The organism is Dankookia rubra, assembly GCF_004355005.1.
Lineage (GTDB): Bacteria > Pseudomonadota > Alphaproteobacteria > Acetobacterales > Acetobacteraceae > Paracraurococcus > Paracraurococcus ruber_A.
On record NZ_SMSJ01000078.1, the window covers coordinates 1 to 23,861 of the forward strand.

Below are 23,861 nucleotides of genomic sequence, written 5' to 3' on the forward strand. Positions count from 1 at the left end.
CTGTGTAGGCTGGTGCGAGACATCGGCCCAACATGGTGAGGCTCAGCCGGCGCACTGCCCTACGTGTCGAAACCGACCTGAAGGGCCAGACTTATTTCGCGTTCAGACTCTAACTCCGCACAGGGGAACACGTGGCCAGGTCAGCCGCAAACTCCCCACATCCGAACTGAGTGAAAGAAGTCCGAAAGACCGCTGGCCCGACTTATTCACTTACTCAAGCAGGAGAGATAATCCACCCCGATGCCCGGTTTCTGGTCGTGCACTACCTGCCCGAGCGGGAAGTTGCTGGACAGTAGCTATTACACGGCCCCGGCAAGGACGATCCCGCGCAGAGTGCTACTGGCGATGTAGTTCGGCTGGCCATCGGATCATCCCCGCTGGGCCTTGGAAGGAGCATCGGATGGACTGGACCGACCCGATACTCCCCAGGTTGGCCCGAATGATCCGGCTGTTGCATTATGGCGAGGGGTTGGCCGCAGAGCGAAATAGCGCGACGGTGCCATCGAGGTGCGGCACCTGCAGCATGTCCGGGTACACGCCCGGACCAGGACCGGAGACTGCCGAGATGGACATGGAACCAGCCGGGCCCACCTCGCACATCTACTTCTCGCAGCGGCTCCGTTTGCACTACGTGGATTGGGGCAATCCAGATGCTCCGCCGCTGCTCCTTGTCCATGGTGGGCGGGACCATTGCCGTAACTGGGATTGGGTTGCCGGGGCGATGCGACGGGACTGGCACGTCATCGCGCCCGACCTTCGTGGGCATGGCGATAGTCAATGGTCCCCCGACGGCAACTACTCCATCGCCGCCTACATCTATGACCTCGCTCAGCTCATTCATCAGCAGGAACTGGCGCCCGTGACCATCGTGGCGCATTCGCTGGGCGGCAATATCGCACTGCGTTTCGCTGGCATCTACTCCGAAGCGGTGCGGAAGCTGGTCGCAATCGAGGGTCTGGGGCCGGCGCCGGATGTGGCAGCGAAGCGTGCCGAGCGGCCCATCGACGACCGCATGCGGACCTGGGTCGAGGAGCAGCGCTCGCTCGCGGGCCGGATGCCGCGTCGCTACACGTCGGTGGACGAAGCCATCCGGCGCATGCAGGAAGAGAACAAGCACCTGAGCACCGATCAGGCCAGACACCTAACCCGGCACGGGGTCAACCAGAACGAGGACGGTACTTACAGCTGGAAATTCGACAACTACGTCCGCTCGCAGCCACCCTACGACATGACGCGGGCCGACCTGGAGTACCTCTGGGGCCGCATCACCTGCCCGACGCTTCTTGTGTACGGCGACGAGAGTTGGGCGTCGAACCCCTCGCGGGATGGCCGGGCCCAGCACTTCCGGAACGCCAGGGTGGTGTCGTTTGAGCGCGCCGGACACTGGGTCCACCACGATAGGCTTGAAGCCTTTGTCGCCGAGGTGAGCCACTTCCTCGGTCCGTAGCGGTATGTGGTGTGACGGCAGATCGAAGCCGGGCTCCGATTCAAATCGGCTCCCGAGAAATGGTGCCAAGCCCACATTGACCGGACTACGCACGGTGCTGCCTAACCCCACCCTGGCTGCCGCCGAGGGTAGGGAATGCGCCGGCGAAGCTCGTTTAAGGGCTGACGCGAATATTGGCGAATGCGACTGTGCCGGTATGGACCTGTAAACCGATGAACCCCGAGACAGGGTCTTCGGTCACGGCTCTTCCTCGGAATCTCTCATTGGGGTCGGCGGGATTGGCCGTGAAGGCCGTCGAAGGCTGGCCATTCAGAAGCACACTGTAAGCGCGACCCTGGACCGCTATTTCGTAGGTGTGCCAGACACCCGGGGCCAAGCTCTGGTTGTTCCGATAGTTCTGCTGCCCGGGGCCGTTTCCAAGTGGCACCTTGTATATCGCCCCAGTGCGGTTGAATGGATTTCCGTCTGGTTCTCCGAGCCGGGTGTCCCCTCGCGCCTCCTCATCGATCTGTATCTCATAGCCAGTGTCGACAGCCACGCTCGCTGGGTTATTCGGTACATTCGGACCGGGAGTTCCTGGAAGCACCGGCACCCGAGGATCACGGAACCGTACGAACACGCCAGAGTTGTCGTTGCTACCCCCTCGCGGGTGGGGTAGGCAAAAGTCCAGGCGTAGCGTGAAATCAGCGAACTGCCCCGCCGCATAAAACAGCAAGCCAATTCCGTCATTCCCCGGCCGCGCGATCAACGTGCGGCCCACACGGACAAATCCGCCACCCCCTACTTTGATCCAGTCTCTCTGAAAGGCCGTGGCCGTTTCCGTGCCTTGGAACAAATAGCGGAACCCTGGTTCATCGACGGCAAGGTTCAAAACGTTCGGCGGCGGCAGGAGGTGATCCCCCAACCGGCGCGCCAGGGCAATCCCGGTGAGCATTGGGTTCGGCGAGCCGACTGTCGGAAATAGCGCCGGGCCCGCGACGTAGACATTGGATATACCCCGCAGTTGGCAGTTGGAGTCGGTAACCGAGTCCCCCGGATTGTCTCCCATTCGGAGCGTCCCGCACTCGTGGTGGGTTGTCCCAAGCATGTCGCGCCGCCCCCAGCGGGCATTCGCTATACTCGGATCACGGATAACGGTCGGCATAATCGCCGCGATCTGACTGGCTGGGACACCTGTGGCCAGCACCGTGCCGGAGTTCGGATCTATAATGTCGATTTCTGCCCATTGGCGAAAGCTGCCGCGACATCCTCCGATGTACGGTCCATGGCGTTCCACAACTCGTCGTCCTTTGCTGTGGTTTGGAGATTCACGAACGCCCGGCGCTCGCCAAAGTCGATCATCGCCGGATTTTGGTCCAAAGTGACGTTGCTGTTGGCGTTCCGCGACTGCATCTCCCCGATCGCCCTGATGGTGATCACGATGTGGCTGTCTGTGGCATGCAGGTGCTGATTGAGGAATTCCACATCCGGAACTGCCTGAAACAACTCCGCTTCCGCGTTCGTGCTGATGTTGTCCAGACCCGAAGCTGTGATCTGGAGATGGAAGTGCCCCAGCGATCCGTCTCCGAATGTGTGTAGTCCTTTAAGGAACAGCGCCGAGGTTTGGAGGGCCTGCGTCATGACAGGAGGCTCGAGCGACGCTCGTGGGATCCGTAGCCCTATGTTTGACCGGAGATGAGCCATGAGGTTGGTGCCCATTCGACCGTCTGGTCCGAAGGACAGAAGGGCGAGCCGCGTGCTTTCGACGGTTCCGAGCGCGATGATGACCTTGCAGTCCGGAGACACAGGCACGGGCCCGTGCTCGGTCTGGACAGCATTTACTCGACGCTGGCCGTTGGCGTCCGCCACCACGCTCAGCCGAGTGACGTGACACCTGGGTACGACCATCAGTCTCTTACGAACGTCGTCGCCCGGCGCTTCGCTGTATGCAGTCCGAGCCGCTTTGATCAGCAGCGGGGCGGTGCTGAACTTGTTCATTGGAAAGAAGCCGGCATGTTGCGGCCGGGCCTGGACGGCCAGCGGTGCTTCGAGCTTGAGCCTGTTCCGGTACTCATCGGCAAGCGCCGCTATCGCGGGACCGGCTGGCAGAGGAACGGGCAGCTGCTCGCCCAGCAACGCGGCTAACTCCGAGAGTGTGGCAAGCGTCGGCGGTACTGGTGCAGCAGGCAGAATCTCGACCGGCGGCGCGGGCGGTTGAGCTGCCAGCGGCATGGCATCGGTTATAGGGCCGCGCGGGACGACGGGAGTGGTCAATGCATCGTAGAGACGACGCCGTATGGCCCTATGCAGGTCGCCGAATATGTAGTCGTTCGTCTCAGTGACACCAATCTGCCGGCCGGCCTGCCTGAAGTAGCCATCGTCCCCATTGGCGAGCGTAGCCGCGTTCAAGTCCGCCATCACTGCAATTGGCCAAGTGCCGGTTTCAGTGCCGAGTAGGCGGGGGGACCACCCACCCCAGAATAGCGAGCGCCCGCCGACGCAGTAGGCCAAGCCGGAACCGCCGTAGCCGAGATTGCCTGGATCCCTCCACGGCACTCCCCATATCTCGCGGCCTAGGCCCAAGGAGGGGAAGTTCTGAGAATGTCCAGACAGGAGGAGCGGTCCTGCCTCAAGGACAAGAATGCGCTCGCTACGGCCCGTTGCGCGGAACCATAGGTGCTCCGCCACCGCCGCGCCGAACGTGCCCCCGCCGACCACAATGAAGTCGAATGGGCGCATGTCCCCGCGGGATGCCAGCTGCGGGAACTTTGTGCGTCGATAGTCAGGGTCCGAATTTGCGAGAGCCTCGTCGAATGTGTTGCAGACATAGCGGCTAAGAATGTCGAGGCCGAGTTCTGCGCCCTGAGCCGGTGATCCGATGCTCATTTATTTCCTCCCGCCAGCATGTGGCAGGCGCACGGCTCGGTTGCCCGACCCCGCCGCTCCGCGGCCGCCGACGCAATGCTATGCGTGCGGTCGTGCTAGCGGCAACAACGTTCCGCCATCGCACGTCGGCCGGCGGAACCCGCATCGTCGCCACCGAGATGGCCAAGGTCGGGGATCGCGGTCTGCATCGGGTGCGCGATGCCGAGGGCAAGGTGATCCACACGGCCCTTGAGATCGCGGCCTAACCTCCATCGCCATGGGCCGGAAAGACCCGGGCGGCCTGGACGCGCAGCCTGCAGGGTTCGCCGCGGCGCGGAGAAGTCCATCCCGCAGCCGGCACTCCATCAAGGATTACGCCTCCTGCCCTGACGAGAAGGTGCGTGGTTCGTCCGTCATGCCGCGCGGCATGAACGGCGCACCCCGCAGAGCCACCGGGGGACGGCTCCGCAACCAGGTCGCAGGGCCGGACGAAGGCCACCGCCGGACCGTCGGTGCCTTCTGCCGGGACGGGAGGCAGGGGCAGCTCCCCGAAGTGGGCCAGGCCGCCGGACACGGTGCAGCGCAGGCGGTTGGTCTCCCCGAGGAAGCCCGCGACGAAGGCGTCCGTCGGACGGTCGAGCAGAACCCCGGGTTCGTCGAACTGGACGACCCGGCCCGCACGCATGACCGCGACGCGGTCGGCGATCTCCATGGCCTCATCCTGGTCGTGAGTCACGAACAGGCTGGTGATGCCGAGCTGCTCGTGAAGCCCGCGCAGCCAGAGGCGCAGATCCTTGCGCACCTGAGCATCGAGGGCGCCAAACGGCTCGTCCAGCAGCAGCAGCGGCGGCTCGGTGGCCAGGGCGCGCGCCAAGGCCACGCGCTGCCGCTGCCCACCCGAGATCTGGTCGGGGTAACGACGCTCCAACTCCGGGATTTGTACGAGTTCGAGTAGGCGGCGGACGCGGGCGGCGATCTCGGACCTGCGGGGCCGCTCGGCGCGAGGGCGGACCTCAAGACCGAAGGCCACGTTGTCGAACACTGACAAGTGCCGGAACAGGGCGTAATGCTGGAACACGAAGCCGATGCCGCGATGGCGCGCGGCCACCTCGGCCACGCTGCGCCCATTGATCCGCACCTCCCCCGCGTCCGGGAAGTCGAGGCCAGCGAGGGTCCGCAGCAGCGTCGTCTTGCCCGAACCCGAGGGGCCGAGCAGCGCCACAAACTCCCCAGTGCGGACCGAAAGGTTGACCGCGTCCAGCGCGGGAGCGGTTCCCCCGAATCGACGCGTCAAGCCCACGACTTCGACGCTCATGCGTGCGCCTCCAACCGGCGGCCGGTCAGGTACTCGAGCGAAGCCTTGGCGAAGAGCGTCAGCAGGGCGAGCAGGGCAAGCAGGGCGGCCACCGCGAAGGCCCCAACAAACTGGTACTCGTTGTAGAGGATTTCGACGTGCAGCGGCATGGTGTTGGTTTCGCCGCGGACGTGGCCGGACGACGGCAACGGCGCCGAATTCGCCCATCGCCCTCGCGTTGCAGAGCAGCACTCCCGACAGCAGTGCCCAGCGGATGTTGGGCAGGGTGACACGACGGAAAGTCTGCCATCCCGAGGCGCCGAGGGTGACGGCGGCCTCTTCCTCCTCACGCCCCTGCTCCTGCATCAGCGGAATCAGGGTCCGCGCCACGAAGGGGAAGGTGACGAAGATCGTGGCCAGCACGATCCCCGGCAGGGCGAAGATGATCTCGAGGCCGCGCTCCTGCAGCCACGGCCCGAACCAGCCGTGGGCGCCGAACAGCAGCACCCAGACCAGTCCGGAGATGACCGGCGAGACCGAAAAGGGTAGCTCGATTAGGGTGGTCAGCAGGCGCTTGCCGGGGAAGTCGAACTTGGCGATGGCCCAGGCGGCCGCGATGCCCCCGACCGTGTTGACCGGCACGGCGATGGCCGCGACCAGTAGGGTGAGGCGGATGGCTGCCTGAGCGTCTGGTTCGCCGATGGCCGAGAGCGCCGGTAGCAGGCCGCGGCGGAGCGCCTCGATGAAGACCGTGGCCAGCGGCAGCAGCAGAAACACGCCCATGGCTAGCAGGGCGAGCGCGATGGCGGTGCGCCGAACCCAGGGTGCCTCCTGGGTAGCGGGTCGGGACCTGGCCGCCGTCACGTGTGCCGTCCCGGGCGGAGCACCCGCTGCAGGAGATTGAGGACGAGAAGAATGACGAAGGAGAGCGTCAGCATGGCGAGCCCGACCGCGGCGGGCCCAGCGTAGTCGTACTGCTCGAGCCGGGTGACGATCAGCAGCGGCGCAATCTCGCTGACCATTGGCATGTTTCCGGCGATGAAGATGACACTGCCGTACTCACCCACGGCGCGGGCGAAAGCGAGCCCGAAGCCGGTGAGCAGCGCCGGGGCGAGGGCCGGGAAGACCACGCGCCGCAGCGTCTGCGCCCGGGTCGCCCCGAGAGTCGCCGCCGCTTCCTCCGCGTCCAGCGGCAGGTCGCGCAGCACCGGCTCGACAGTGCGCACCACGAATGGCAGGCCGACGAAGGCCAGCGCAACCACCGCCCCGGCCGGGGTGAAGGCCACCCGCCAGCCAAAGGCCGCGGCGATGGGCGCGCCCAGCCAGCCGTTCGGCGCGTAGAGCGCGGTCAGCGCCACGCCCGCGACCGCCGTCGGCAGGGCGAAGGGCAGGTCGACCATGGCGTCGGCCAAGCGCCGCCCGGGGAAGCGGTAGCGCGTGAGCACCCAGGCAATGAGTAGGCCGAGCGGCACGTTCAGCGCCGCGGCGAGCAACGCCCCACCGAAGGAGAGGCGGAGCGCGGCCAAAATCCGGGGTTCGGTAAGGGACTCGATCAGGCCCGCCACCCCCAGCTCCCAGGGCCGGAGCGCCAGGGCCGAGAGCGGCACGAGCACGATGGTCGAGAGCCAGAGCAACGTGGTCCCCAGGGCGAGGTCGAACCCCGGCAGCACCCTGCGGCGGGCCCTCAGTACCGTACGGCGGGGCTCAAGGTGGAGCGGCGCGACACTGCCTCCCATGGCGGGGTTACCGGCCTGGCCGGTAAATGCGGTCGAACGCGCCACCGTCGTCGAAATGCGTCCGCTGCGCCTCCCGCCAGCCGCCGAACACCTCGTCCACCGTCGCCAGCGGCAGGGACGGGAAGCGGGCGGCGTTCGCCGCCAGCACCACCTCGTCGCGCGGCCGGTAGAAGTGCTTGGCCGCCAGTTCCTGCCCCTCGCGGCTGTAGAGGTGGCGCAGGTAGGCCTCGGCCACCTCGCGCGTGCCCTTGCGATCTACGACACGATCCACCACCGCCACCGGCGGCTCGGCGAGTATCGACATGGAGGGATAGACGATCTCGAACTTGTCCGCCCCGAACTCCTGGAAGGCGAGGTGGGCCTCGTTCTCCCAGGCTAGCAGCACGTCGCCGATGGCGCGCTGGACGAAGGTGGTGGTCGAGCCGCGCGCGCCGCTGTCCAGCACGGGTACGCTCCGGTAGAGGCGGCCGATGTAGTCCTCGGCGGTTTGCGACGACCCGCCCGGCTGGCGCACTGCCCAGGCCCAGGCGGCGAGATAGTTCCAGCGCGCACCGCCCGACGTTTTCGGGTTCGCAGTGACAACTGAGAGCCCGGGTCGAATAAGGTCGGGCCAGTCGCGGACGGCCTTGGGGTTGCCCTTGCGCACCACGAAGGCGACGGTCGAAGTGTAAGGCGAGCTGTTATGCGGCAGCCGCCCGCGCCAATCTGGCGCTACCAGGCCGCGGTCGGAGATGGCGTCGATGTCGTAGGCCAGGCCGAGGGTGACAACGTCGGCCATTTGGCTGTCGATCACGGCCCGCGCCTGCCGCCCGGAGCCGCCATGCGAGGTGTTGACGCGGATGGTCTGGCCCGTCTGCGCCTTCCAATGGGCCGCGAAGACGTTGCCGAAGTCGCGGTAGAACTCCCGTGTCGGATCGTAGGAGACGTTCAGCAGGGTGACAGTACCCTGTGCCATTGCCTGTCTGGAGGCGAGGGCGGCTGCCCCTAGCAGCGTTCCTCGTCGGGTAATCAGGGTCTGTGGCATCGTGCGCTCCCGTGACAAGGGCAGGTTGCCGCAAGTTGGTGTTCGATCAGAAAGAGGCGAGTGCCTTGTTGAACACGGGCATCAGCTTGCGGATGCCACTCAGTAGCGGACGTCCGAGGCGCTCCTCTGCTCGCTCGACCTGGCCGCCCAAGATGCTCTGCTGGCAGGGTCGCGTCCCGGCATCGCAGAGGCGATCCAACAGTTCCATCGCCTCGTTCCAGTACCGCGCTCGTCGGTCCGGTGTGGCAGCCTCGCGTATGCACAGGGAAAGGAGTTCGCCCACGGCCGAACCGAGGGCACTCGGGGCCATCCCCTGCTCGATGCGAGCAAGTAGCGACACGGCACGTAGTTCAAAATCTTGGCGGATCGCGCGTACGATGAGGCTCTCGAATGGAGAGCTGTGTCGTCCCGAGACTTGCACCGCTCGCCACTCACCCTCGATTCTAGGTAGGATCTCGCCGGCCAAAGCGTGGCGCAGAACCTCGGCCCGAGCCTGGTCGCACCCGTCGTTGGTGCCCAGGATGCGCACGGCAAAAGGTTTCAGGCGCTGGCGCACGTCCCGAGGCATGGCATCATTGATCCAGAGCGCGAAGTTTCGGATCAGCGGCGAGGCGCTCGCAGGATGATCCGTGTGGTCTTCTCCCGCCAGCAGAGCTACAAACGACATGACGCACAGCTTGCCGCGCCTCGGGTTACCCTCTCCTTCGACCAGTGTGACGCGCTCGCACAGCTGCTCCAGTCGCCGATCAACGTCCATAAGAGACCTGCTCCTCTTCGCCTCTGTCGGTGTCAATTCACCCAATCCGAGACCATCAGGCCGCGTGTGCGACGCGGTAGTCATCGAAGTAGACGAAGCTGTCTGCTTTTGACCACAGGCCGACCTTGCCCGACACCGGTGCGGCGAGCTCATATGTCAGCCAGGGGCGACCGTTGAGGTGACCTTCGACCGTGCGCCCGCGCACGATCAGCTTGAGGTCGTGCCACTGGCGTGAGGCGGTTGGTGTGTTCCGAATCCACTTCACCGAGCTGCGCTTGCCGTGCACCACCTGCCAGAGCACCAGGTTATTCTCGAGCGCGTTCGCGCGGACCGTCAGGTAATCCCCATTGGGTTTCAGGTTGAACAGAATCCCGGCGCCCTGGTCGACACGGCCCTCGAGCGGCTTGAACCGGACGGAGATCTCGCCCTCGCGGAAGTCCTCGACCCCCTTGGCGACGGCATAGGGGAAGTAGGCATAGGCCTGCACGTTGTCGAGGAACTCGGCGTATCGCTCGCCGTAGATGGCGCGCGCCTTGTCGGCTAGGCCCGCAGCGGTCTGGCCCTCCTTCCAGCGGCGGCCATCCACCGCGAGGACGCGGTTGTTGCCATCGTTGGCGATGACCCAGTTGCCGACCACGGCTGCGAAGCTGCTCGGCTCGGCGCCGACCGTCTCCTGCGAGAAGTCGAAGACCTGGCCATCGGCGGCGTAGGTGCCTCGCGCACCCAAAGCGAATGTCGCGGCCGCACCGCTGAGCAGTCCTCGCCGGAACCATACGGAGCAGGTGGTCATGGGACGCCTCCTTTGTGCTGGAGCCAATCAGGTGCCGCCCCGGCGCGCCGGACCCGCCACCAGGCAAGGGCGAGCAGCGCGGGCAAGACGGCGTAGAACCAGGGCGCCGCGGGCCGGGCATCCGCGACCAGGGGATACCCGGGATAGTCCGCCGCCTCGATGCGCTCCGGCGTCGCGCCCGCTAGCGCGAAGAGGAGCGGCAGCACCTCCCGAAAGCTGGTCGAGCGGCTCTCGTCGTGGCGGGCGCCGTAGTCGTAGAACACGAGCCCGTAGCGGTCGTCGCCGGACGGGGTCAGCAGCCCCTTTGGGGTCTCGGCGATGGTGACCGAGATCCGCGGGACGAGGCGGCGTAGCTTGCCAAGGACTTGCCGCTCGAAGTCGGCGAGGCGCGGGTCGTCGGGCGAGAGGTGGACGGTGATGGCGAGCGGCTCACTCAGGCGCCGCAGCGCCGCTTCGTCTCCGGGCGCGAAGGAGTTGCGGCGGCTCTCGCTGAGGTCGGCGTAGAGCCGCGCCTGCGCGCTGGCTAAGCTGAGTGCGGCCGCGGCGGCCAGGACGGCGGCCGAGAGGGCGAGCTTCCGTGGCACCGGCCGCCCCGGCGGGAGCCAGACCACAGCGAGCGCGACCAGCGCCGCCGCAGCGATCAGCATGCCCAGCACGGCAGGCAAGGCGAGCAGCCCGCCCTCGAAGCCCCGCAGCGCTGCCGTGGGCGAGAGGTCGGCCAGGCGCCGCATCCAGGCGCCCTGTCCCGCCGCAGCGAAGTCCAGAACCCAGGCGCCAAGGACGAAGGCGAGCGCGCCGATGGCAGCGGTCGCTGGTCCGTCCGCTACGGACGCCGCGAACAGGCCAACGGCGGCCACCAGCAGGCCGTAGAGCAAGTGGCCGAGCAGAAGGTTCAGCGTCTCCGGGACGTGGAGGTGCCCGCCCAGGGCGGCCCAAAGAAAAAGCGCTGACAGGGCCGGAACCAGCGCGAGCAGCCAGCCCGTGATGGCCGCCGCCAGCTTGGCGAGCACCAGGACCACCGGCGAGTGGGGCAGCTGGAGCAGCAGCTTCAGGCCGCCATTTTCTTTGTCGCCTCCAAGTGTGCGGATGGCGACGAAGGGAAAGAGCAAGGTGACGGCAACGTAGAAGGCGCCGAGCGTCGGTACCAACACGCCGTCGAGCGGGGTCATCCCACGGGCGAGCTCCGGGAAGCCCTCGGCCGAGCGGCTGGCTTCAGCGTAGAGCCCGACCGCCTCGGTGAAGCCGTAGCCCACCACCGGACAGAGCAGCAGCGCCATGACCCAGAGCGCCCGGCCCGCGGCGAGGGCGCGCAGCTCCCGCTCCAGCAGCGGCAGGAGCGGGGCACCCGCACGGGGAAGAGACTCAGGCAAGCGCAAGGAAGACCTCCTCCAGCCCGCCCGCGGTCACGCCCGCGGCGGCGCGCAGCTCCGGCAGGGTGCCCTCGCCGCGGACCTGCCCGGCGGCGAGCAGGACGAAGCGGTCGCAGACGCGCTATGCGTCGGTGAGCTGATGGATGGATAACAGCAGCGCGCGGCCGCCCTCGGCGACCTGCCGGAGCAAGGCCATCACCTCGCGCGTCTGCCGCAGGTCGAGGCCGTCGAAAGGCTCATCCATGACGAGCAATGGCTGTGGCGCGAGCAGACCGAGGGCCAGCAGCAGACGGCGCCGGAAGCCCTTGGAGAGCGCACCAACCGGCTTTCCAGGACCGGGTCGAGCGCCAGGGCCTTGACGGCCTCCGCCAGTTGGGTGCCGGGCAGGTTCCACGCCCGGCCGAAGAAGGTCAGGACGCCCGAAACCGGCTGCTCGGCATCGGGCGTGATCCCGTCAGGCAGGTAGAACAGCGCCGCCTTCCGCCGCGCGGGCGGCAGCTCCTCGCCCGACCAGTGGACCGTGCCCGCGTCGGCCGGGAGGAGCCCGGCTAAGCATTCGAGCACGGTCGTCTTGCCCGCGCCGTTCGGGCCGATGAGCCCGACCACCTCCCCGGTGCCGAGCCCGAAGCCGACCTCGGCCAAGGCGAGCTGGTCGCCGTAGCGCTTGGTCAGCCCGGAGACCCGGAGCAGGGGAGCGCCGGTCACGGTGGCGGTTCCGGCCGGAGCACCCAGACCGCGGCGGCTTCGCCCGGTGCGGCGCGCACGGCGACGAAGAGCCGGTCGAGCTCGGGCACGAACAGCCCGGTGCGGGCACCCACGGCGGTCGGCACACGCCCTAGGTGTCGCGGGATCCGGGCAGTTTCCCCCTGCGCACCACCTGGATCCTCGAATGCCTCCACCACCCCCTCGCCGCAGATTGCGTAGAGGCGGTGTCGGCGCGCATCGAGGAAGATATCGTCAACATCTCCGCAGAGCGGCAGGCGGGCGAGCACCACGCCGTTGGTCAAGTCGAGGACCCCAAGGGTCGGCGGGCCGCGGAAGCCGACGAACAGGCGCCCACCGCGCTCGTCCAGAGCCATGGGAAAGTTGGCTCGGAACCCGGGCACCAACCAGGTGGCGACCTGCCGCCGCGCGGCCCTGTCGAGGATGGCGACGGCATCGCCCGCACCCGGGATGTTGACAAAGGCCCGCGCGCCCGCGGTCTCGAGTTGAAAGGATTCCGGGTGCGCGGGCAGTGGGATGGTCGCGGCGACCGACTGCCCGGTTGCGGCATCGAGTGCAGTGAGGCCGCCCTGCGCTCCCGCAGCCCCATGCCCCGCGCCGCCGTGGCCGACCCAAACGAGGCCGTCGTCCGCAGGGTTCGGACGTAGGTTGTCGGCGTCGGCGCCGAGAAGTGTCCGGCTGAGCGGCACGAGGTCGGCGCCGCGGTAGCGCTCGACCGTGCCGTCCCCGGCGTTGGCGACCAGCAGGATGTCCGCACCGGGGACATAGGCCACACCCTGCGGCTCCCGCAGGCCGCGGATCCGGCGTGCGGTCACCCCCGCAGCGAGGTCGACCACACCCAGGCTGTTGTTGCCGAGTTCCGCGACGAAGAGGCGGCGGCGCGCGAGGTCCACGGCGAGGTGGTCGATGCGGCCATGAACGTCGCCGAGGGGGATCTTCGCCTCAACCTGCATGGGCACCTCCCTGATGGAGACCTGCTGCGCCGAGGCGAGGCATGGCCCCGCCATGACGAGGGGCAATCCGAGGACACCTCTACGACCTGGTGCGCTTGCCATAACCCACGTTCCCTTCTGGGTGGCATCGCCGAGGTGCCGCCAGGCGCGGGCAGCACCTCGACGGCTCATGGGCTCAGCGCGCAGCCTGTTTGGAGTTCGTCCGGTCGAGTGCGGCACGCAGACCCTCGCCGAGCTTCGCCGGCTCGCCCACGCCCCAGAAATGCATGAAGAAGATGCGTGGCTCGTCCTGCAGCATGTGGTTGTGAATCGCGGTGACCTCGATGCCGTGCTCGACCAGCGCACGCTGTACCGGCACCACTTCGTTGGCGGTCAGGACGAAGTCGCCGGTGACGGCGCCCCTACCGTTCCCGGCGGCCTGGAGGTTGATCGCGGTGGCCGAGCCCATTGCGGTCGGCACCTCCATGCCCTCGTCGCGCACCGGCTCGGCCCGCGGCACGGCCACGCCGTACACGCCCCCGGTGGCCCGGCCCTCGCGGCCGAGCGCGCGGGCGAAGGCGGCGGTGTCCACGCCCTCGACGGTTTGGTCACCACCCGGCCCCGCAGCGCCCTGCAGCGGCGTCGCGCTCTCCCGCAGGGCGAGCCGGAGTGCCGCGGCGAGCTTCCCCGCCTCGCCGTGCCCGCCGACATGGAGATACATGGTCGCGGGCTGGGCCCGGAGCAGGTGGTTGTGCAGCGCCGTGACCTCGAGGCCGCCCTCGGCGAGACGGCGCATCACCGGCGCGACCTCGGTTCCCAGCAGCACCAGGTCGCCCATCACCATCAGTTCCTGCCCGTGCTCGTGAAAGGCGAGCCAGGAGCCGAGGGCGAAGCCGGGCCGGATCTGCACGCCGTCCAGGGTCACCTTCAGGTCGGTGCGTGGCAACGACACGCGCCATACGTCGCCCGGCTGGGCCGCGCCTGGCTTGCCGAGAGCGTCGTCCACGGTCTGGTGCCAGTCGGCGTTGGGCGTCGCGCTCTGCCGCGGCGCCGGTCCTCCGCCCTGCTGAGCGAAGGCGGCGGCGGGCAGTATCAGGACCATACCCAGCAGGGCGGCGCGGAAGGTGCTTTGAATCATCATGGCGTATTGCTCCCAGTGTTCTTGCTTTCCCGGCCCTCTCGCCGGGTCCTGCTCGCGGCCAGGACGGCTGCGGGCACTGGTCAGGTCACTCCTAGTAAGTGCAGGACGATGCCCACGGCGGAGCAAGCCAGCAGGGTGGGGATCATCCCCACCTTGAACCGAAAGATGGCCAGCATGGCCGCCGCCGAGAGTGCGAGCGCCCACGGATCCAGGCTGGATAGGACCGGGGCGTCGAAGGACAGCCCCGCCGCGCGTATCCGGTGCGCCTCGTGGAACCAGGTGTGCAGGGCGAACCAGACCGCGAGGTTCAGGATCACGCCTACGACCGCGGCGGTGATGGCGGTCAACGCGCCGCTCAGCGCCTTGTTGCCGCGCAGCACCTCGATGAAGGGCGCACCGAGGAAGATCCAGAGAAAGCACGGCGTGAAGGTGACCCAGGTGGTCAGCAATCCACCCAGCGTCCCAGCTAACATGGGGTGCAGCCCGCCGGGGTCGCGATACGCGGCCATAAAACCCACGAACTGCGTGACCATGATGAGCGGCCCAGGCGTCGTCTCGGCCATGCCGAGGCCGTCCAGCATCTCGCCCGGCCGCAGCCAGCCGTAGTGCTCGACCGCCTGCTGGGCCACGTAGGCCAGCACGGCATAGGCGCCGCCGAAGGTGACTACCGCCATCTCACTGAAGAAGATGGCGATCTGGCCGAAGGTGCTCGCCGTTCCGAGCGTTGCAAGCAGGACAGCGACGGGCACCAGCCACAGCAGAAGCCAAACCAAGGCGGCCCGGAGCGCCTTGCCGACGGTCGGGGCCGCGTGATCCGGCAGGACCTCACCGAGCAGGCTATCCGCCTCGGCAAGGCCCTTGTTATTGCCACTACCGTGGCCACCACCGCCTTGAAACAAGGGCGACCCGGAACGCCCGCCGAAGTAGCCGATCAGGCCAGCCAACACCACGATGACCGGGAAAGGAATGTCGAAGAAGAAGATGGCAACGAAGGCTGCTGCGGCGATGCCGACCATGACGCGGTTCTTCAGCGCGCGCGAGCCAACGCGGAACACGGCCTGCAGCACGATGGCGAGCACGGCGGCCTTGAGGCCGAAGAACAGCGCGGCAATCACGCCGACCTGCCCCCAGCCAGCGTAAATGTAGCTGAGCGTCATAATGGCGATAACGCCGGGGATGACGAACAGCGTCCCCGCCACGACGCCGCCTAGCGTGCGGTGCATCAGCCAGCCGATATAGACAGCAAGCTGCTGGGCCTCGGGGCCGGGCAGCAGTGTGCAGTAGCTGAGGGCGTGCAGGAAGCGCGCCTCGCCGATCCAGCGTTTCTCGTCGACGATGATGCGGTGCATGACCGCAATTTGGCCGGCGGGGCCACCGAAGGAGAGCGCGGCCACCCGGAGCCACACCCAGAACGCCTCCCGGAAGGAGACGCCATGATCCCCAGCGGCCCGCGACGAAGATGCGGCAGCGGTGCCGGTGGTAGAGGCCGCGCCGCTCAAAATGCGCTCTCCGGCGCTGCGTCGAGCATCATCTCGGTGTGCACGTTGTACTGGGTCAGCGAGGGCATGTCAGTTCCCTTGATGTCGGCGAAGGAAGGTTGGTGGTGTCCGGTCAGCAGGCCGCTCGCGCAGGCTGACCTCGGAACCTGAAAGCCAGACTTGCCAGCATCGGAGTGGCGATGTCTGGTCACTGGCCGTGCACAGCAAGTCCCGTTCAATACGCCAGCGGCCGGTCTTCCGACGGCTAAGGTCCTCAATTTCGAGACGGTGACACTGCGGCTCTCGGTGGCGTCCAGTTGTGGATCTCGCCTGCGCCGCCGCGACACCAGCTGTAGAGCGCGTCGTAGATGACCATGCCCTGCTCCAGCATGGCGTGGTCGTCCGGGATGTTGGCCGACAGCCCCATCGAGATGGCATGCAGGCCGGACGCCTCGGGCGCGAGGTCGTGCCGCGCCGTGTCGGCGCCACGCACGATGACCGCGAGCCGGTCGAGCGCGGAATCCTTCAGGCCGTAGTGTCTGATGAAGGCGTCGAAGCTGCAGAGTTCGCCGTCATGCGAAAACGGCTCGGCCCCAGGGATGTCGTACGGGACCGCACCTGTCTCTTTGGCCAGCTCAAAGACGCGTTCGGTCGGCACGTAGAGGAACTCGGCGTCCGGCTCGACGAAGCGCCGGATCAGCCAGGGGCAGGCGATGCGGTCAATCTTCGGGCGCTCACGCGTGACCCACGTCGTCATCACACGTCTCCTTACTTGCTCTCTAGGGGAAGCGGCACGGTCGGGCCGCCCATGGCGTGCCAGGCGGCAATGCCGCCCGCGAGCATCCGGGCGTTCAGGCCGCGGCGGCGCAACTCGGCGGTAGCCTCGCCGCTGACCTGGAAGCCATAGATGCAGTAGGCGACCACCGGCTTGTCGCGCGGCAGGTCTCCGGCCCAGTCGGCGATGGCCTCAGGCGCAAGGAAGCGTGCCCCGGGCAGTGTGTCGGTGCGCCAGGACAGGTTCTCGGGCAGGCAAACATCCACGAGGGTGACCTCCTCGCCGCCGTCCAGCATGGCGCGCAGTTCGGCGGCGGTGACCTTGGGTACCTCCGGGTTCGGCCAGTCGGGGCGCGGCACGGCGGGATCCAGGGCGTGGCCGTGGCGGGCTTCGATGCGCTCCCAGTGGATGTTACGCATGAACGCGTCCACGTAGGCGCCGGCCTTCGCGCCGAAGTCGAGGGCGTAGGCGTGCTCGTACATGTCGAGCGCCAGCACCACAGCGCCGTCGGCCAGGGTGTGGGCATGGTCGGCGGCCCACTGGTTGGTCAGCCTGCCCAGCCGCTCCGACCAGGTCAGGAGCACCCAGCCCGAGCCGCCCGCGAGCGCCTTGCCCATGGAGATGAACTCGGCCCGCCAGCGGTCGACCGAGCCGAAGTCACGCTCGAGTGCCTGGGCCAGGCTGCCGCCTGGCTCGCCGGAGCCGCCAAGGGCGTCGAAATAGGCCTCGTGCAAGATCATGGAGTTGGCTGCGATCAGCCGCTCGCGGCCGAGCCCGTTGAGGTCGAAGACCGGCGCTGCACCCCAGTCCAGGCCGGAGAGCCTTCCCTCGATGGCGTTCAGGCGGCGGACCGCGCCGCCGTAGTTGTTCTCGTAATGGCTGACCAATAGCCGGTCGGACAGGCCCTTGAGCAGGTGCGGTTTGAAGGGCAGCGGGAGGACTTCGTGAGCCATGGGGTGCCTCATCCCGAGCGATACCGATCCCGTACTCCAGAGGTAAATAAGATACAAGCGTATCTTGAGCGCCGGAACGGTGGTGCTATGCTCCGTCCGTGAGCGACCCGGAGACCTCCGTGCAGGCCGAGCCCACCCGCTGGCTGCTGCTGGTGCACCAACTCCCGGCCAAGCCCGGCTACCCGCGAGTGAAGGTCTGGCGGCGGCTGCAGGTGCTCGGCGCCGTGGCGGTGCGGAACGCCGCCTACGTGCTGCCCGCGAGCGAGCAGGCGCAGGAGGACTTCGAGTGGGTGCTCAAGGAGATCGGCGAGCTCGGCGGCGATGGGATGATCTGGGAGGCCCGGCTCGTGGACGGTTTCTCCGACGAGGACGTCCAGGGTCTGTTCAACGCCGCCCGAGCTGAGGATTACGACGCGCTCTCCAAGAACGCCCGCGCCCTGACCGCGGCGCTGGACGCCAAGGGCGCCCCGGACAGCCAAGGCGAGGCGCGGACCAGACTGACCCGACTGCGGGCCGAGGTGGCCCGGGTGGCGGCGATCGACTTCTTCGGGGCGAACGGGCGCGAGACGGTCGAGGGGCTGCTCTCGGGTCTGGAGGCCCGGTTGCAGGAGGACAAGACAATGGCGGAGGACCGGCACGAGCAATCGGCTGGCGGTACCGCGGCCGATGCGCTCAAGGGACGGGTCTGGGTGACGCGACGCGGAGTCTACGTGGACCGCATCGCCTCGGCTTGGTTGATCCGACGGTTCATCGACCCTGAGGCTCGCTTCAAATTCGTGCCCGCTAAGGGCTACGAGCCGGAGCCCGGCGAGCTGCGCTTCGATATGTATGAGGGCGAGTTCACGCACGAGGGCGACCGCTGCACCTTCGAAGTGCTGCTCGCCCGCACCGGCCTCAACGACCCGGCGCTCGCTGCCATTGGCGAGATCGTGCACGACATCGACCTCAAGGACGCGAAGTTCGGCCGCGAGGACGCGAGTGGCATTGCGCGCGTGATGGACGGCATTGCCGCAGCCAACAAGGACGACGAACGGCGGTTGGAGCGTGGCATCGAGGTTCTGGACGGCCTCTACGAGGTCTTCCGCCGGAAGCGCGGCTGAGGGCCCAGGGCGGTGTCGTGGTTGGCCTGGGGCTTCGCGCTGCTCGCGGGCGCCCTGATCACCGTGCAGGCCGGTGCCAACTCGCAGCTCAAGCAGAGCCTCGGGACGCCGATGCCCGCGCTGCTGGTGAACTACGTTTTCGGCTTTGGCGCCGTCCTCGCCTACGCGCTTGCCACCCGGGTGTCCTGGCCCGCTCTCGTCAAAGCGACGGGTGCGCCCTGGTGGGCGTGGCTGGGCGGGCTCGCCGGAGCAGTCTACGGCGTCGCGGCTATCCTGCTGGCGAGCCGTCTTGGCGCAGCGACCTTGATGGCGTTGGTGGTGACCAGCCAGCTGTTCTGCTCGGTGCTGCTCGACCACTTCGGCTGGGTCGGTTTCGAGGTCCATCCGGCGGGGTGGGGCCGCGTCGCCGGCTGCGTGTTCATGGCGGCGGGCTTCGCCCTGATCGCCCGGTTCTGAAGGGGGCCCAGCGATGACTCATGCTGGACGAAACCTGCTCTGCATAATGGTCGCCGCCTGCGCCGTGTCGATCGCGCCGATGGCTGCGTCGACCGCCCTGGCCGGGCCGTCGGAGGTCTTCCGCGGCCCTGGCGGCGTAGTTGGACTCCTCTACCAGTCCGGGACCGGCGCTCCTCCGTCAGGGGCGGTGCTGGTCGTGAACGACGCCCTCGGCATGGACATGCGCAGCCAACGCTACATCGACCGTCTCGCCGCGGCCGATCTGCTGGTCCTCGAAGTCGAGCTCCGCCCCAACCCACCCGACGGCTGGCCGGAACCGCTCCCTTCAGAAGCCGAGGCCGCGGATCTGGTGGGGCGCGCGGCCGCCGCGCTCGCGGGCGATCCACGGGTCAATCCGGACCGCGTCGGCGCGCTCGGGTTCGGGATCGGTGCCCGGGCGGTCGCCTTGGCCCTGGCAGACGGGCGTGACCCGTTCGCCGCGCGTGTCCTGCTTTATCCCGGCTGCAAGGGCCTGGGCGAGGGGGTAGGTGCACCGGAGCACGCGGCTGCGGCCGTCCGCTCGCCGGTGCTGCTCCTGCACGGCGAGGACGATCCGGCAAACCCGCTCGCGGAATGCGAGGGTCTCTCCGTCGCGCTCCGAAGGACGGCCTCCGTGCGGCGGCTTTCCTACCGCGGAGCGACCTATGGCTGGGACGTGTCGCAGTGGTCGGAGGGTGAGCACTCCAGCCAGCCCTGGCCGGGCGGCCAGGGCACGGTCGCTGTCCGGCCGTGGCCCGAGCTCGCCGAACTGACGGCGGCGCACGCGGCCGCGTTCCTCGCCAACACGCTGTCCAGGGAGGCGAGTGCCGCAGGCCGCGGCAAGGCCTCTATTCACCCGATTCGAAGAGGGTTCCAATGACGAGCACGGTCGGCAGGGTGGCGCTGCTCTGGCGCGGAGACCGCGAGGCGCGCGCGAACGCAACCCCGGAGAACAACAGGTACTACCGAATCTTCGAGGAGTTGGCCGCGCGCGGCATTCAGGCGGAGCCCGCGGTCTATTCCGAGGATACTGAGGAGGAGGTACGAGCGCAGCTCCTTACGGTCGACGGCGTCCTTGTCTGGGTCAACCCGCAGGACAATGGCCGGAACCGGCACAGGCTCGATGCCATGCTGCGCGACATCGCCTCGCGTGGCGTGTGGGTCAGCGCCCATCCGGACATCATCCTGAAGATGGGCGCCAAGGAGGTGCTCCAGCGGACCAAGCACCTCGGCTGGGGCACGGACACCCACGTCTACCGCTCCGCCGAGGCACTCCGGGCGGAGTTCCCGCGCAGCCTCCATGGGGACGGTCCGCGCGTGCTCAAGCGAAACCGAGGCGACGGTGGCCAGGGCACCTGGAAGGTCGAGCTCCTTCCCGAGCGCGAGGGCACGGTTCGTGTGCTCGAGGCGCGCCGTGGCAGCGTGCTGGAGGAGATCCCGCTCGAGAACTTCCTGGCGCGCTGCGATGAGTATTTCGCAGTGGACGGCTGCGTCGTCGACCAGCCATTCCAGCCACGACTGCCGGATGGCATGATCCGCTGCTATGTCGGCGCGGACAGGGTGATCGGCTTCGGCCACCAACTCATCAAAGCGCTCATCCCACCGCCGCCCGAGGGGCCAGACTCGCTCGCCGCGCAGCCCGGCCCGCGCATCATGCACCCCGCCTCGGCCCCACAGTTCCAGCGGCTGCGAGCGTTGATGGAAGAGGAGTGGACGCCACGCATGATGGAGACACTCGGCATCGAGAGGGAGGAGCTGCCCATCATCTGGGACGCCGACTTCCTCTACGGGCCGCGCACGCCGGATGGCGAGGACACCTACGTACTTTGCGAAATCAATGTGAGCTCGGTGTTCGCCAACCGGACCAGGCGCCCGCGGCGATAGCACGGCTGGCCGAAGAACGATTGCGGTCCCCGAGGCGCCCCGGTTAGGGCCACAGCGCGAGGTCGCCGGGTTCGCATGCTGCTTTCCGTCCGAGGCTTGCGTCGGCTCCACCTCGCGGCCTCGTTTGACCTGGTTTCGGGCGAGTGCGTGGCTCTGCGCGGGCCGTCCGGCGCGGGCAAGACGCAGCTCCTGCGCGCCCTAGCCGACCTTGATCCGAACGAGGGTGCGGTGCTGCTCGAGGGGACGGCCAGTGAGGCCATACCGGCGCCGCTCTGGCGCGGTCGCGTGGTCTACCTTGCCGCCGAGCCGGGCTGGTGGGCGGACACCGTCGGCGAGCACTTCCCGAGTTGGTCGTCAGCCGCCGCGCTGGCGGAGCGCCTCGGTCTCCCGGCGGCCTGCGGCGTCTGGCCGATCCAGCAGCTGTCCACCGGCGAGCGCCTGCGTCTCGCCCTCGTTCGCGCGCTCGTTTCGGTGCCCCCGCCCGGCCCGCGCGTGCTCCTGCTCGACGAGCCGACCGCCGGTCTGGACGAGGTGGCAAAGGCGGCTGCGGAGGCGCTGATCGCGGAGCGGCGGGCCGCCACCGGGATGGGCGTGCTTTGGGTAACGCATGACGCGACCCAGGCGGGGCGCGTCGCCCGGCGCTGGCTTCTGGTGCGGAACGGGCTGCTCGAGGAAAGCCCGGCGCCGCCGTGACCTACATCCAGCTGAACGCCCTGGACCTGGCGTTGCCAGCGCTGCTTGTCGTGCTGAACGGCACGCTCTCGGTCGCCCTCCAGCTGGGGCTGGAGCGCCAGCTCGCGGCAGCGGCCCTCCGGATGGTCGTGCAGCTGGCGCTGGTCGGCTACGTGCTGCGAGTCCTCTTCGAGTTGGGCTCGCCCTGTTGGACGGGGGTGGCGGCGCTGGTGATGGTGGCCGCCGCAGCCCACGAAATCGGGGCGCGGCAGGCGCGGCCGCTCGCCCGCGGCCGCGCCTTCGGCCTGGGCGCGGGCTGCGCCCTGGCCGCGGCTGGCTCCGTCACCGCGCTGGCGCTACTGACGCAGATTCGACCGGAGCCCTGGTACGACCCGCACTACGCCCTGCCGCTCCTTGGCATGGTGCTCGGCAACACTATGACCGGCATCGCGCTCGGGCTCGATGCCCTCACGACCGGCGCCGTTCGCGATCGTGCCGCGATCGAGGCTCGCCTCGCCCTTGGCGCCACCCGTCAAGTGGCGATGCTGCCGGTGACCCGCGCGGCGCTGCGGGCAGGCTCCATGCCGATCGTCAACTCCATGGCCGTCGCTGGTCTTGTCTCACTGCCCGGCATGATGACCGGCCAGATCCTCGCCGGGGCCGAGCCGGTCGAGGCAGCGAAGTACCAAATTCTGATCATGTTCCTGATCGCGGGCGGCACCGGCCTCGGCACCGTCGCTGCTGTGCTTGGCGGCGTCTACCTCCTCAGCGACGGGCGCCACCGGCTGCGGCTGGACCGACTGGGCGCACGTAAGAATGCGGCATAGAAGGACTGTCAGCGCGGCTCAGCGGACCAGTTCTTGGCGCGACCGCGGCCAATGCCGCTGTCATGGCGGCCCAGCGCGCGTGCGGCGGCTAGGTGCTCGGGCCAGAGGAGAGCCGCCACATGCGTCTTGTCTGGGTGGTGGTCGGCAGCCTGGTCCTGCTGGCCTTCGGCGCCTGGATCGCACCGCACACGGTACCGAGCCTGCCGGACCTCATTCGGGACGGGCCAAGGTGACGGCGCGGATCTCGACCGCCTGCGGTGCGTGAGCCGCGACCCCGCGCCGCCGTGACCCTCTGGGCGGGGCCTCCCTGCATCGGCGTCGACACCGAGCAGGACGGCCTGCCCCACTGTGTCGCGGACGGCGACGATGAAGGCCGCCATCATGGCGTTCAAGTGGCCTGGCTCCAGTCCGTACAGGGCGCCAAGCAGGACGGCGGAGAGCACAAATGATTGGGAGCGCGCGGCGCCCTGCTGCAATAGTCCGGCGAAGATCAGTGCGGCCTCAGCTCGACTTTGGCCATTCAGGCGGCGTGGCAGAGGGCGTAGGCGATGCTCTCGCGGAGAGCTGGCGGAAGTTTCGTGGCGTCGACGGACTGCCGGGACACGACGAAACCCTGCTCACTCCAGATCGCACGACGTACCGCGGCGAGGCTGTCGGCGAAACTCGGCCGCTGCTTGTGATACCAGGCGGTGGCCGAGACCTGCAGCCGGACACGGCCGTCGAGGCGGGATGCCAGCAGGGTGACGATCGAGAACAGCCCGAGCAGGCACGGCGTGGCACGGGCGATGGCTTTGTCCGACCACTGCCGCTGGGTCTCGACGCCGAGGTGGTCGCGGACCTCGCGGAAGGTGACCTCGAGCTGCCAGCGCTGGACGAACCAGCGGACGATCTGCAGCGGCTCCTGCGCCGGATCGGTGCAGAGCAGGGCCTGCGGATCGAAGCGCCGGCAGGGATCGCGTAGCAGTACCCAGCGGATCGCCACAATCGGCAAGCCGGCATGGCGCCAGACGGCGGTATCCGAGCAGATCTCCACGATGCGGTCGCCCTCGCCATACCAGCCAGGCACGGTCAGACGCTGCCACCCTGTGGTCTTGTCGGCCAGCACCTCGGCCAGGGTCGGCAGGCGCTCGCCCTTGGTCCGGGGGCGTCCGATCGTGCCGGGTCGGCGCGGCGACGCTGGCCGGTAGAGAGCAGCGTCCAACCGCAGCCGGGTAACGCAGGTGACCTCCTGCCGCAGCAGGGCAGCCAGGAACTCGAGGGCGGAGAAGCCGCTGTCGGTCACCAACACGAGGCGCCGGCCCGGCATCCAGCGGCGGGCCTGCAGGACCAGCTGCCGTCCCCAGTCGGTCAGCTTCTTGTGGCGCAGCCCGCGCTCGCGGCAGTACCGCTCTGAGGGCGCAAGGGCGGTGAGGAACGGCAGCGCCCAGACCCGCCCGGCCCAGGAGATCGGCACCAGCAGCATCAGGCTGAGCCAGCGCAAGCCACTCGCCTTGACGAAGTGCCCGTGGCTGGAGCGGACCGGATCCCGATAGATCCCCTCACATGGGGTGTTTCTCTGTCAAAGGTCGAGTCACCGTGTCATCGCAAAATCTCCGACTCTGGTGTTCAAACGGCGTCCAAGCCTGAGCCCGTCTTTGTCC

22 protein-coding genes and 3 pseudogenes are annotated in these 23,861 nt (G+C 68.1%); 8 read left to right on the top strand and 17 right to left on the bottom strand.

All coding sequences use genetic code 11. The features are described 5' to 3' along the window. The first annotated feature begins 565 nt into the window (after positions 1-565). Positions 566-1,447 carry an alpha/beta fold hydrolase gene (locus E2C06_RS28800; protein WP_241671518.1) on the top strand — a complete coding sequence of 294 codons (882 nt, stop codon included), beginning with the start codon at positions 566-568 and terminating at the stop codon, positions 1,445-1,447. 154 nt (positions 1,448-1,601) lie between these two features. Here the strand turns inward: E2C06_RS28800 and E2C06_RS38895 are convergent, their stop codons facing one another. Both E2C06_RS38895 and E2C06_RS38900 read right to left on the bottom strand, forming a co-directional pair. Continuing rightward, positions 1,602-2,591, bottom strand: a complete 990-nt coding sequence (locus tag E2C06_RS38895; protein WP_338324246.1) for a family 16 glycoside hydrolase — start codon at positions 2,589-2,591, stop codon at positions 1,602-1,604. Positions 2,592-2,650: 59 nt separating this feature from the next. Then, the gene (locus E2C06_RS38900; RefSeq protein ID WP_206664731.1) at positions 2,651-4,312 is read right to left on the bottom strand and encodes a GMC family oxidoreductase; all 1,662 of its coding nucleotides are present in this window, start codon (positions 4,310-4,312) and stop codon (positions 2,651-2,653) included. Positions 4,313-4,392: 80 nt separating this feature from the next. Between E2C06_RS38900 and E2C06_RS37985 the strand changes: the two genes are divergently transcribed. Beyond that, positions 4,393-4,557, top strand: coding sequence for a hypothetical protein (locus E2C06_RS37985; protein ID WP_165982728.1), 165 nt, complete (start codon positions 4,393-4,395; stop codon positions 4,555-4,557). On the opposite strand, the gene E2C06_RS28810 is transcribed toward E2C06_RS37985, so the two are convergent. From E2C06_RS28810 to E2C06_RS28870, 14 genes and pseudogenes are all read right to left on the bottom strand, one after another. Continuing rightward, positions 4,554-5,606, bottom strand: coding sequence for a sulfate/molybdate ABC transporter ATP-binding protein (locus E2C06_RS28810; RefSeq protein WP_133292034.1), 1,053 nt, complete (start codon positions 5,604-5,606; stop codon positions 4,554-4,556). The two genes, E2C06_RS37985 and E2C06_RS28810, sit on opposite strands and share 4 nt — an antisense overlap. After that, positions 5,603-6,368, bottom strand: a pseudogene (cysW, locus tag E2C06_RS28815) (sulfate ABC transporter permease subunit CysW). The gene E2C06_RS28810 and the pseudogene cysW overlap by 4 nt, the downstream one beginning before the upstream one ends. A gap of 77 nt (positions 6,369-6,445) precedes the next feature. After that, entirely contained in the window at positions 6,446-7,321 is an 876-nt protein-coding gene (cysT, locus tag E2C06_RS28820) for a sulfate ABC transporter permease subunit CysT (protein WP_133292035.1), read from the bottom strand. Positions 7,322-7,328: 7 nt separating this feature from the next. After that, the gene (locus E2C06_RS28825; protein WP_133292036.1) at positions 7,329-8,345 is read right to left on the bottom strand and encodes a sulfate ABC transporter substrate-binding protein; all 1,017 of its coding nucleotides are present in this window, start codon (positions 8,343-8,345) and stop codon (positions 7,329-7,331) included. A gap of 46 nt (positions 8,346-8,391) precedes the next feature. Next, positions 8,392-9,102 (bottom strand): hypothetical protein, encoded by a 711-nt coding sequence (locus E2C06_RS28830; protein ID WP_133292037.1) that lies wholly within the window; start codon positions 9,100-9,102, stop codon positions 8,392-8,394. Between the two features lie 55 nt (positions 9,103-9,157). Continuing rightward, positions 9,158-9,892: a LamG domain-containing protein gene (locus E2C06_RS28835; RefSeq protein ID WP_133292038.1), complete on the bottom strand. Its 735-nt coding sequence runs from the start codon at positions 9,890-9,892 to the stop codon at positions 9,158-9,160. Then, positions 9,889-11,262: an ABC transporter permease subunit gene (locus tag E2C06_RS28840; protein ID WP_206664732.1), complete on the bottom strand. Its 1,374-nt coding sequence runs from the start codon at positions 11,260-11,262 to the stop codon at positions 9,889-9,891. The genes E2C06_RS28835 and E2C06_RS28840 overlap by 4 nt, the downstream gene beginning before the upstream one ends. 121 nt (positions 11,263-11,383) lie before the next feature. Continuing rightward, a complete protein-coding gene (locus E2C06_RS41160; RefSeq protein WP_408869916.1) occupies positions 11,384-11,656 on the bottom strand; it encodes an AAA family ATPase in 273 nt (90 codons plus the stop codon). 104 nt (positions 11,657-11,760) lie between these two features. Further along, positions 11,761-11,967: pseudogene (locus E2C06_RS41165) on the bottom strand (ATP-binding cassette domain-containing protein); the annotation flags it as partial. After that, positions 11,964-12,938 (bottom strand): YncE family protein, encoded by a 975-nt coding sequence (locus E2C06_RS28850; RefSeq protein WP_206664734.1) that lies wholly within the window; start codon positions 12,936-12,938, stop codon positions 11,964-11,966. The pseudogene E2C06_RS41165 and the gene E2C06_RS28850, both read right to left, overlap by 4 nt. Before the next feature lie 175 nt (positions 12,939-13,113). Further along, a complete protein-coding gene (locus E2C06_RS28855) occupies positions 13,114-14,058 on the bottom strand; it encodes a DUF1259 domain-containing protein (protein ID WP_206664735.1) in 945 nt (314 codons plus the stop codon). Positions 14,059-14,138: 80 nt separating this feature from the next. Beyond that, positions 14,139-15,557, bottom strand: coding sequence for a chromate efflux transporter (gene chrA, locus E2C06_RS28860; protein WP_165982729.1), 1,419 nt, complete (start codon positions 15,555-15,557; stop codon positions 14,139-14,141). Positions 15,558-15,810: 253 nt separating this feature from the next. Further along, positions 15,811-16,293 carry a chromate resistance protein ChrB domain-containing protein gene (locus E2C06_RS28865; protein ID WP_133292040.1) on the bottom strand — a complete coding sequence of 161 codons (483 nt, stop codon included), beginning with the start codon at positions 16,291-16,293 and terminating at the stop codon, positions 15,811-15,813. 11 nt (positions 16,294-16,304) lie between these two features. Further along, a complete protein-coding gene (locus tag E2C06_RS28870) occupies positions 16,305-17,264 on the bottom strand; it encodes a Fe-Mn family superoxide dismutase (RefSeq protein ID WP_133292041.1) in 960 nt (319 codons plus the stop codon). Between the two features lie 119 nt (positions 17,265-17,383). Between E2C06_RS28870 and E2C06_RS28875 the strand changes: the two genes are divergently transcribed. From E2C06_RS28875 to E2C06_RS28900, 6 genes are all read left to right on the top strand, one after another. Continuing rightward, positions 17,384-18,364: a chromate resistance protein ChrB domain-containing protein gene (locus E2C06_RS28875; protein WP_241671520.1), complete on the top strand. Its 981-nt coding sequence runs from the start codon at positions 17,384-17,386 to the stop codon at positions 18,362-18,364. A gap of 21 nt (positions 18,365-18,385) precedes the next feature. Beyond that, on the top strand, positions 18,386-18,820 hold the full coding sequence (locus tag E2C06_RS28880; protein WP_206664736.1) for a DMT family transporter: 435 nt from the start codon (positions 18,386-18,388) through the stop codon (positions 18,818-18,820). A gap of 196 nt (positions 18,821-19,016) precedes the next feature. Continuing rightward, entirely contained in the window at positions 19,017-19,718 is a 702-nt protein-coding gene (locus E2C06_RS28885; RefSeq protein ID WP_165982730.1) for a dienelactone hydrolase family protein, read from the top strand. Beyond that, positions 19,715-20,722, top strand: coding sequence for a Cj0069 family protein (locus E2C06_RS28890; protein WP_206664737.1), 1,008 nt, complete (start codon positions 19,715-19,717; stop codon positions 20,720-20,722). The genes E2C06_RS28885 and E2C06_RS28890 overlap by 4 nt, the downstream gene beginning before the upstream one ends. 75 nt (positions 20,723-20,797) lie before the next feature. Beyond that, on the top strand, positions 20,798-21,415 hold the full coding sequence (locus E2C06_RS28895) for an ABC transporter ATP-binding protein (RefSeq protein ID WP_206664738.1): 618 nt from the start codon (positions 20,798-20,800) through the stop codon (positions 21,413-21,415). Further along, positions 21,412-22,221 carry an ABC transporter permease gene (locus E2C06_RS28900; RefSeq protein ID WP_133292044.1) on the top strand — a complete coding sequence of 270 codons (810 nt, stop codon included), beginning with the start codon at positions 21,412-21,414 and terminating at the stop codon, positions 22,219-22,221. The genes E2C06_RS28895 and E2C06_RS28900 overlap by 4 nt, the downstream gene beginning before the upstream one ends. A gap of 520 nt (positions 22,222-22,741) precedes the next feature. On the opposite strand, the pseudogene E2C06_RS28910 reads toward E2C06_RS28900, so the two are convergent. Next, positions 22,742-23,758: pseudogene (locus tag E2C06_RS28910) on the bottom strand (IS701 family transposase); the annotation flags it as partial. Positions 23,759-23,861: the final 103 nt, after the last annotated feature.

Excerpts from the sequence above, each read along its gene's own strand:
- E2C06_RS28800 (WP_241671518.1), top strand. The coding sequence starts at position 566 with ATGGACATGGAACCAGCCGGGCCCACCTCGCACATCTACTTCTCGCAG.
- E2C06_RS38895 (WP_338324246.1), bottom strand. The coding sequence starts at position 2,591 with ATGCCGACCGTTATCCGTGATCCGAGTATAGCGAATGCCCGCTGGGGG.
- E2C06_RS38900 (WP_206664731.1), bottom strand. The coding sequence starts at position 4,312 with ATGAGCATCGGATCACCGGCTCAGGGCGCAGAACTCGGCCTCGACATT.
- E2C06_RS37985 (WP_165982728.1), top strand. The coding sequence starts at position 4,393 with ATGCGTGCGGTCGTGCTAGCGGCAACAACGTTCCGCCATCGCACGTCG.
- E2C06_RS28810 (WP_133292034.1), bottom strand. The coding sequence starts at position 5,606 with ATGAGCGTCGAAGTCGTGGGCTTGACGCGTCGATTCGGGGGAACCGCT.
- cysT (WP_133292035.1), bottom strand. The coding sequence starts at position 7,321 with ATGGGAGGCAGTGTCGCGCCGCTCCACCTTGAGCCCCGCCGTACGGTA.
- E2C06_RS28825 (WP_133292036.1), bottom strand. The coding sequence starts at position 8,345 with ATGCCACAGACCCTGATTACCCGACGAGGAACGCTGCTAGGGGCAGCC.
- E2C06_RS28830 (WP_133292037.1), bottom strand. The coding sequence starts at position 9,102 with ATGGACGTTGATCGGCGACTGGAGCAGCTGTGCGAGCGCGTCACACTG.
- E2C06_RS28835 (WP_133292038.1), bottom strand. The coding sequence starts at position 9,892 with ATGACCACCTGCTCCGTATGGTTCCGGCGAGGACTGCTCAGCGGTGCG.
- E2C06_RS28850 (WP_206664734.1), bottom strand. The coding sequence starts at position 12,938 with ATGCAGGTTGAGGCGAAGATCCCCCTCGGCGACGTTCATGGCCGCATC.
- E2C06_RS28855 (WP_206664735.1), bottom strand. The coding sequence starts at position 14,058 with ATGATGATTCAAAGCACCTTCCGCGCCGCCCTGCTGGGTATGGTCCTG.
- E2C06_RS28865 (WP_133292040.1), bottom strand. The coding sequence starts at position 16,293 with ATGACGACGTGGGTCACGCGTGAGCGCCCGAAGATTGACCGCATCGCC.
- E2C06_RS28870 (WP_133292041.1), bottom strand. The coding sequence starts at position 17,264 with ATGGCTCACGAAGTCCTCCCGCTGCCCTTCAAACCGCACCTGCTCAAG.
- E2C06_RS28890 (WP_206664737.1), top strand. The coding sequence starts at position 19,715 with ATGACGAGCACGGTCGGCAGGGTGGCGCTGCTCTGGCGCGGAGACCGC.
- E2C06_RS28895 (WP_206664738.1), top strand. The coding sequence starts at position 20,798 with ATGCTGCTTTCCGTCCGAGGCTTGCGTCGGCTCCACCTCGCGGCCTCG.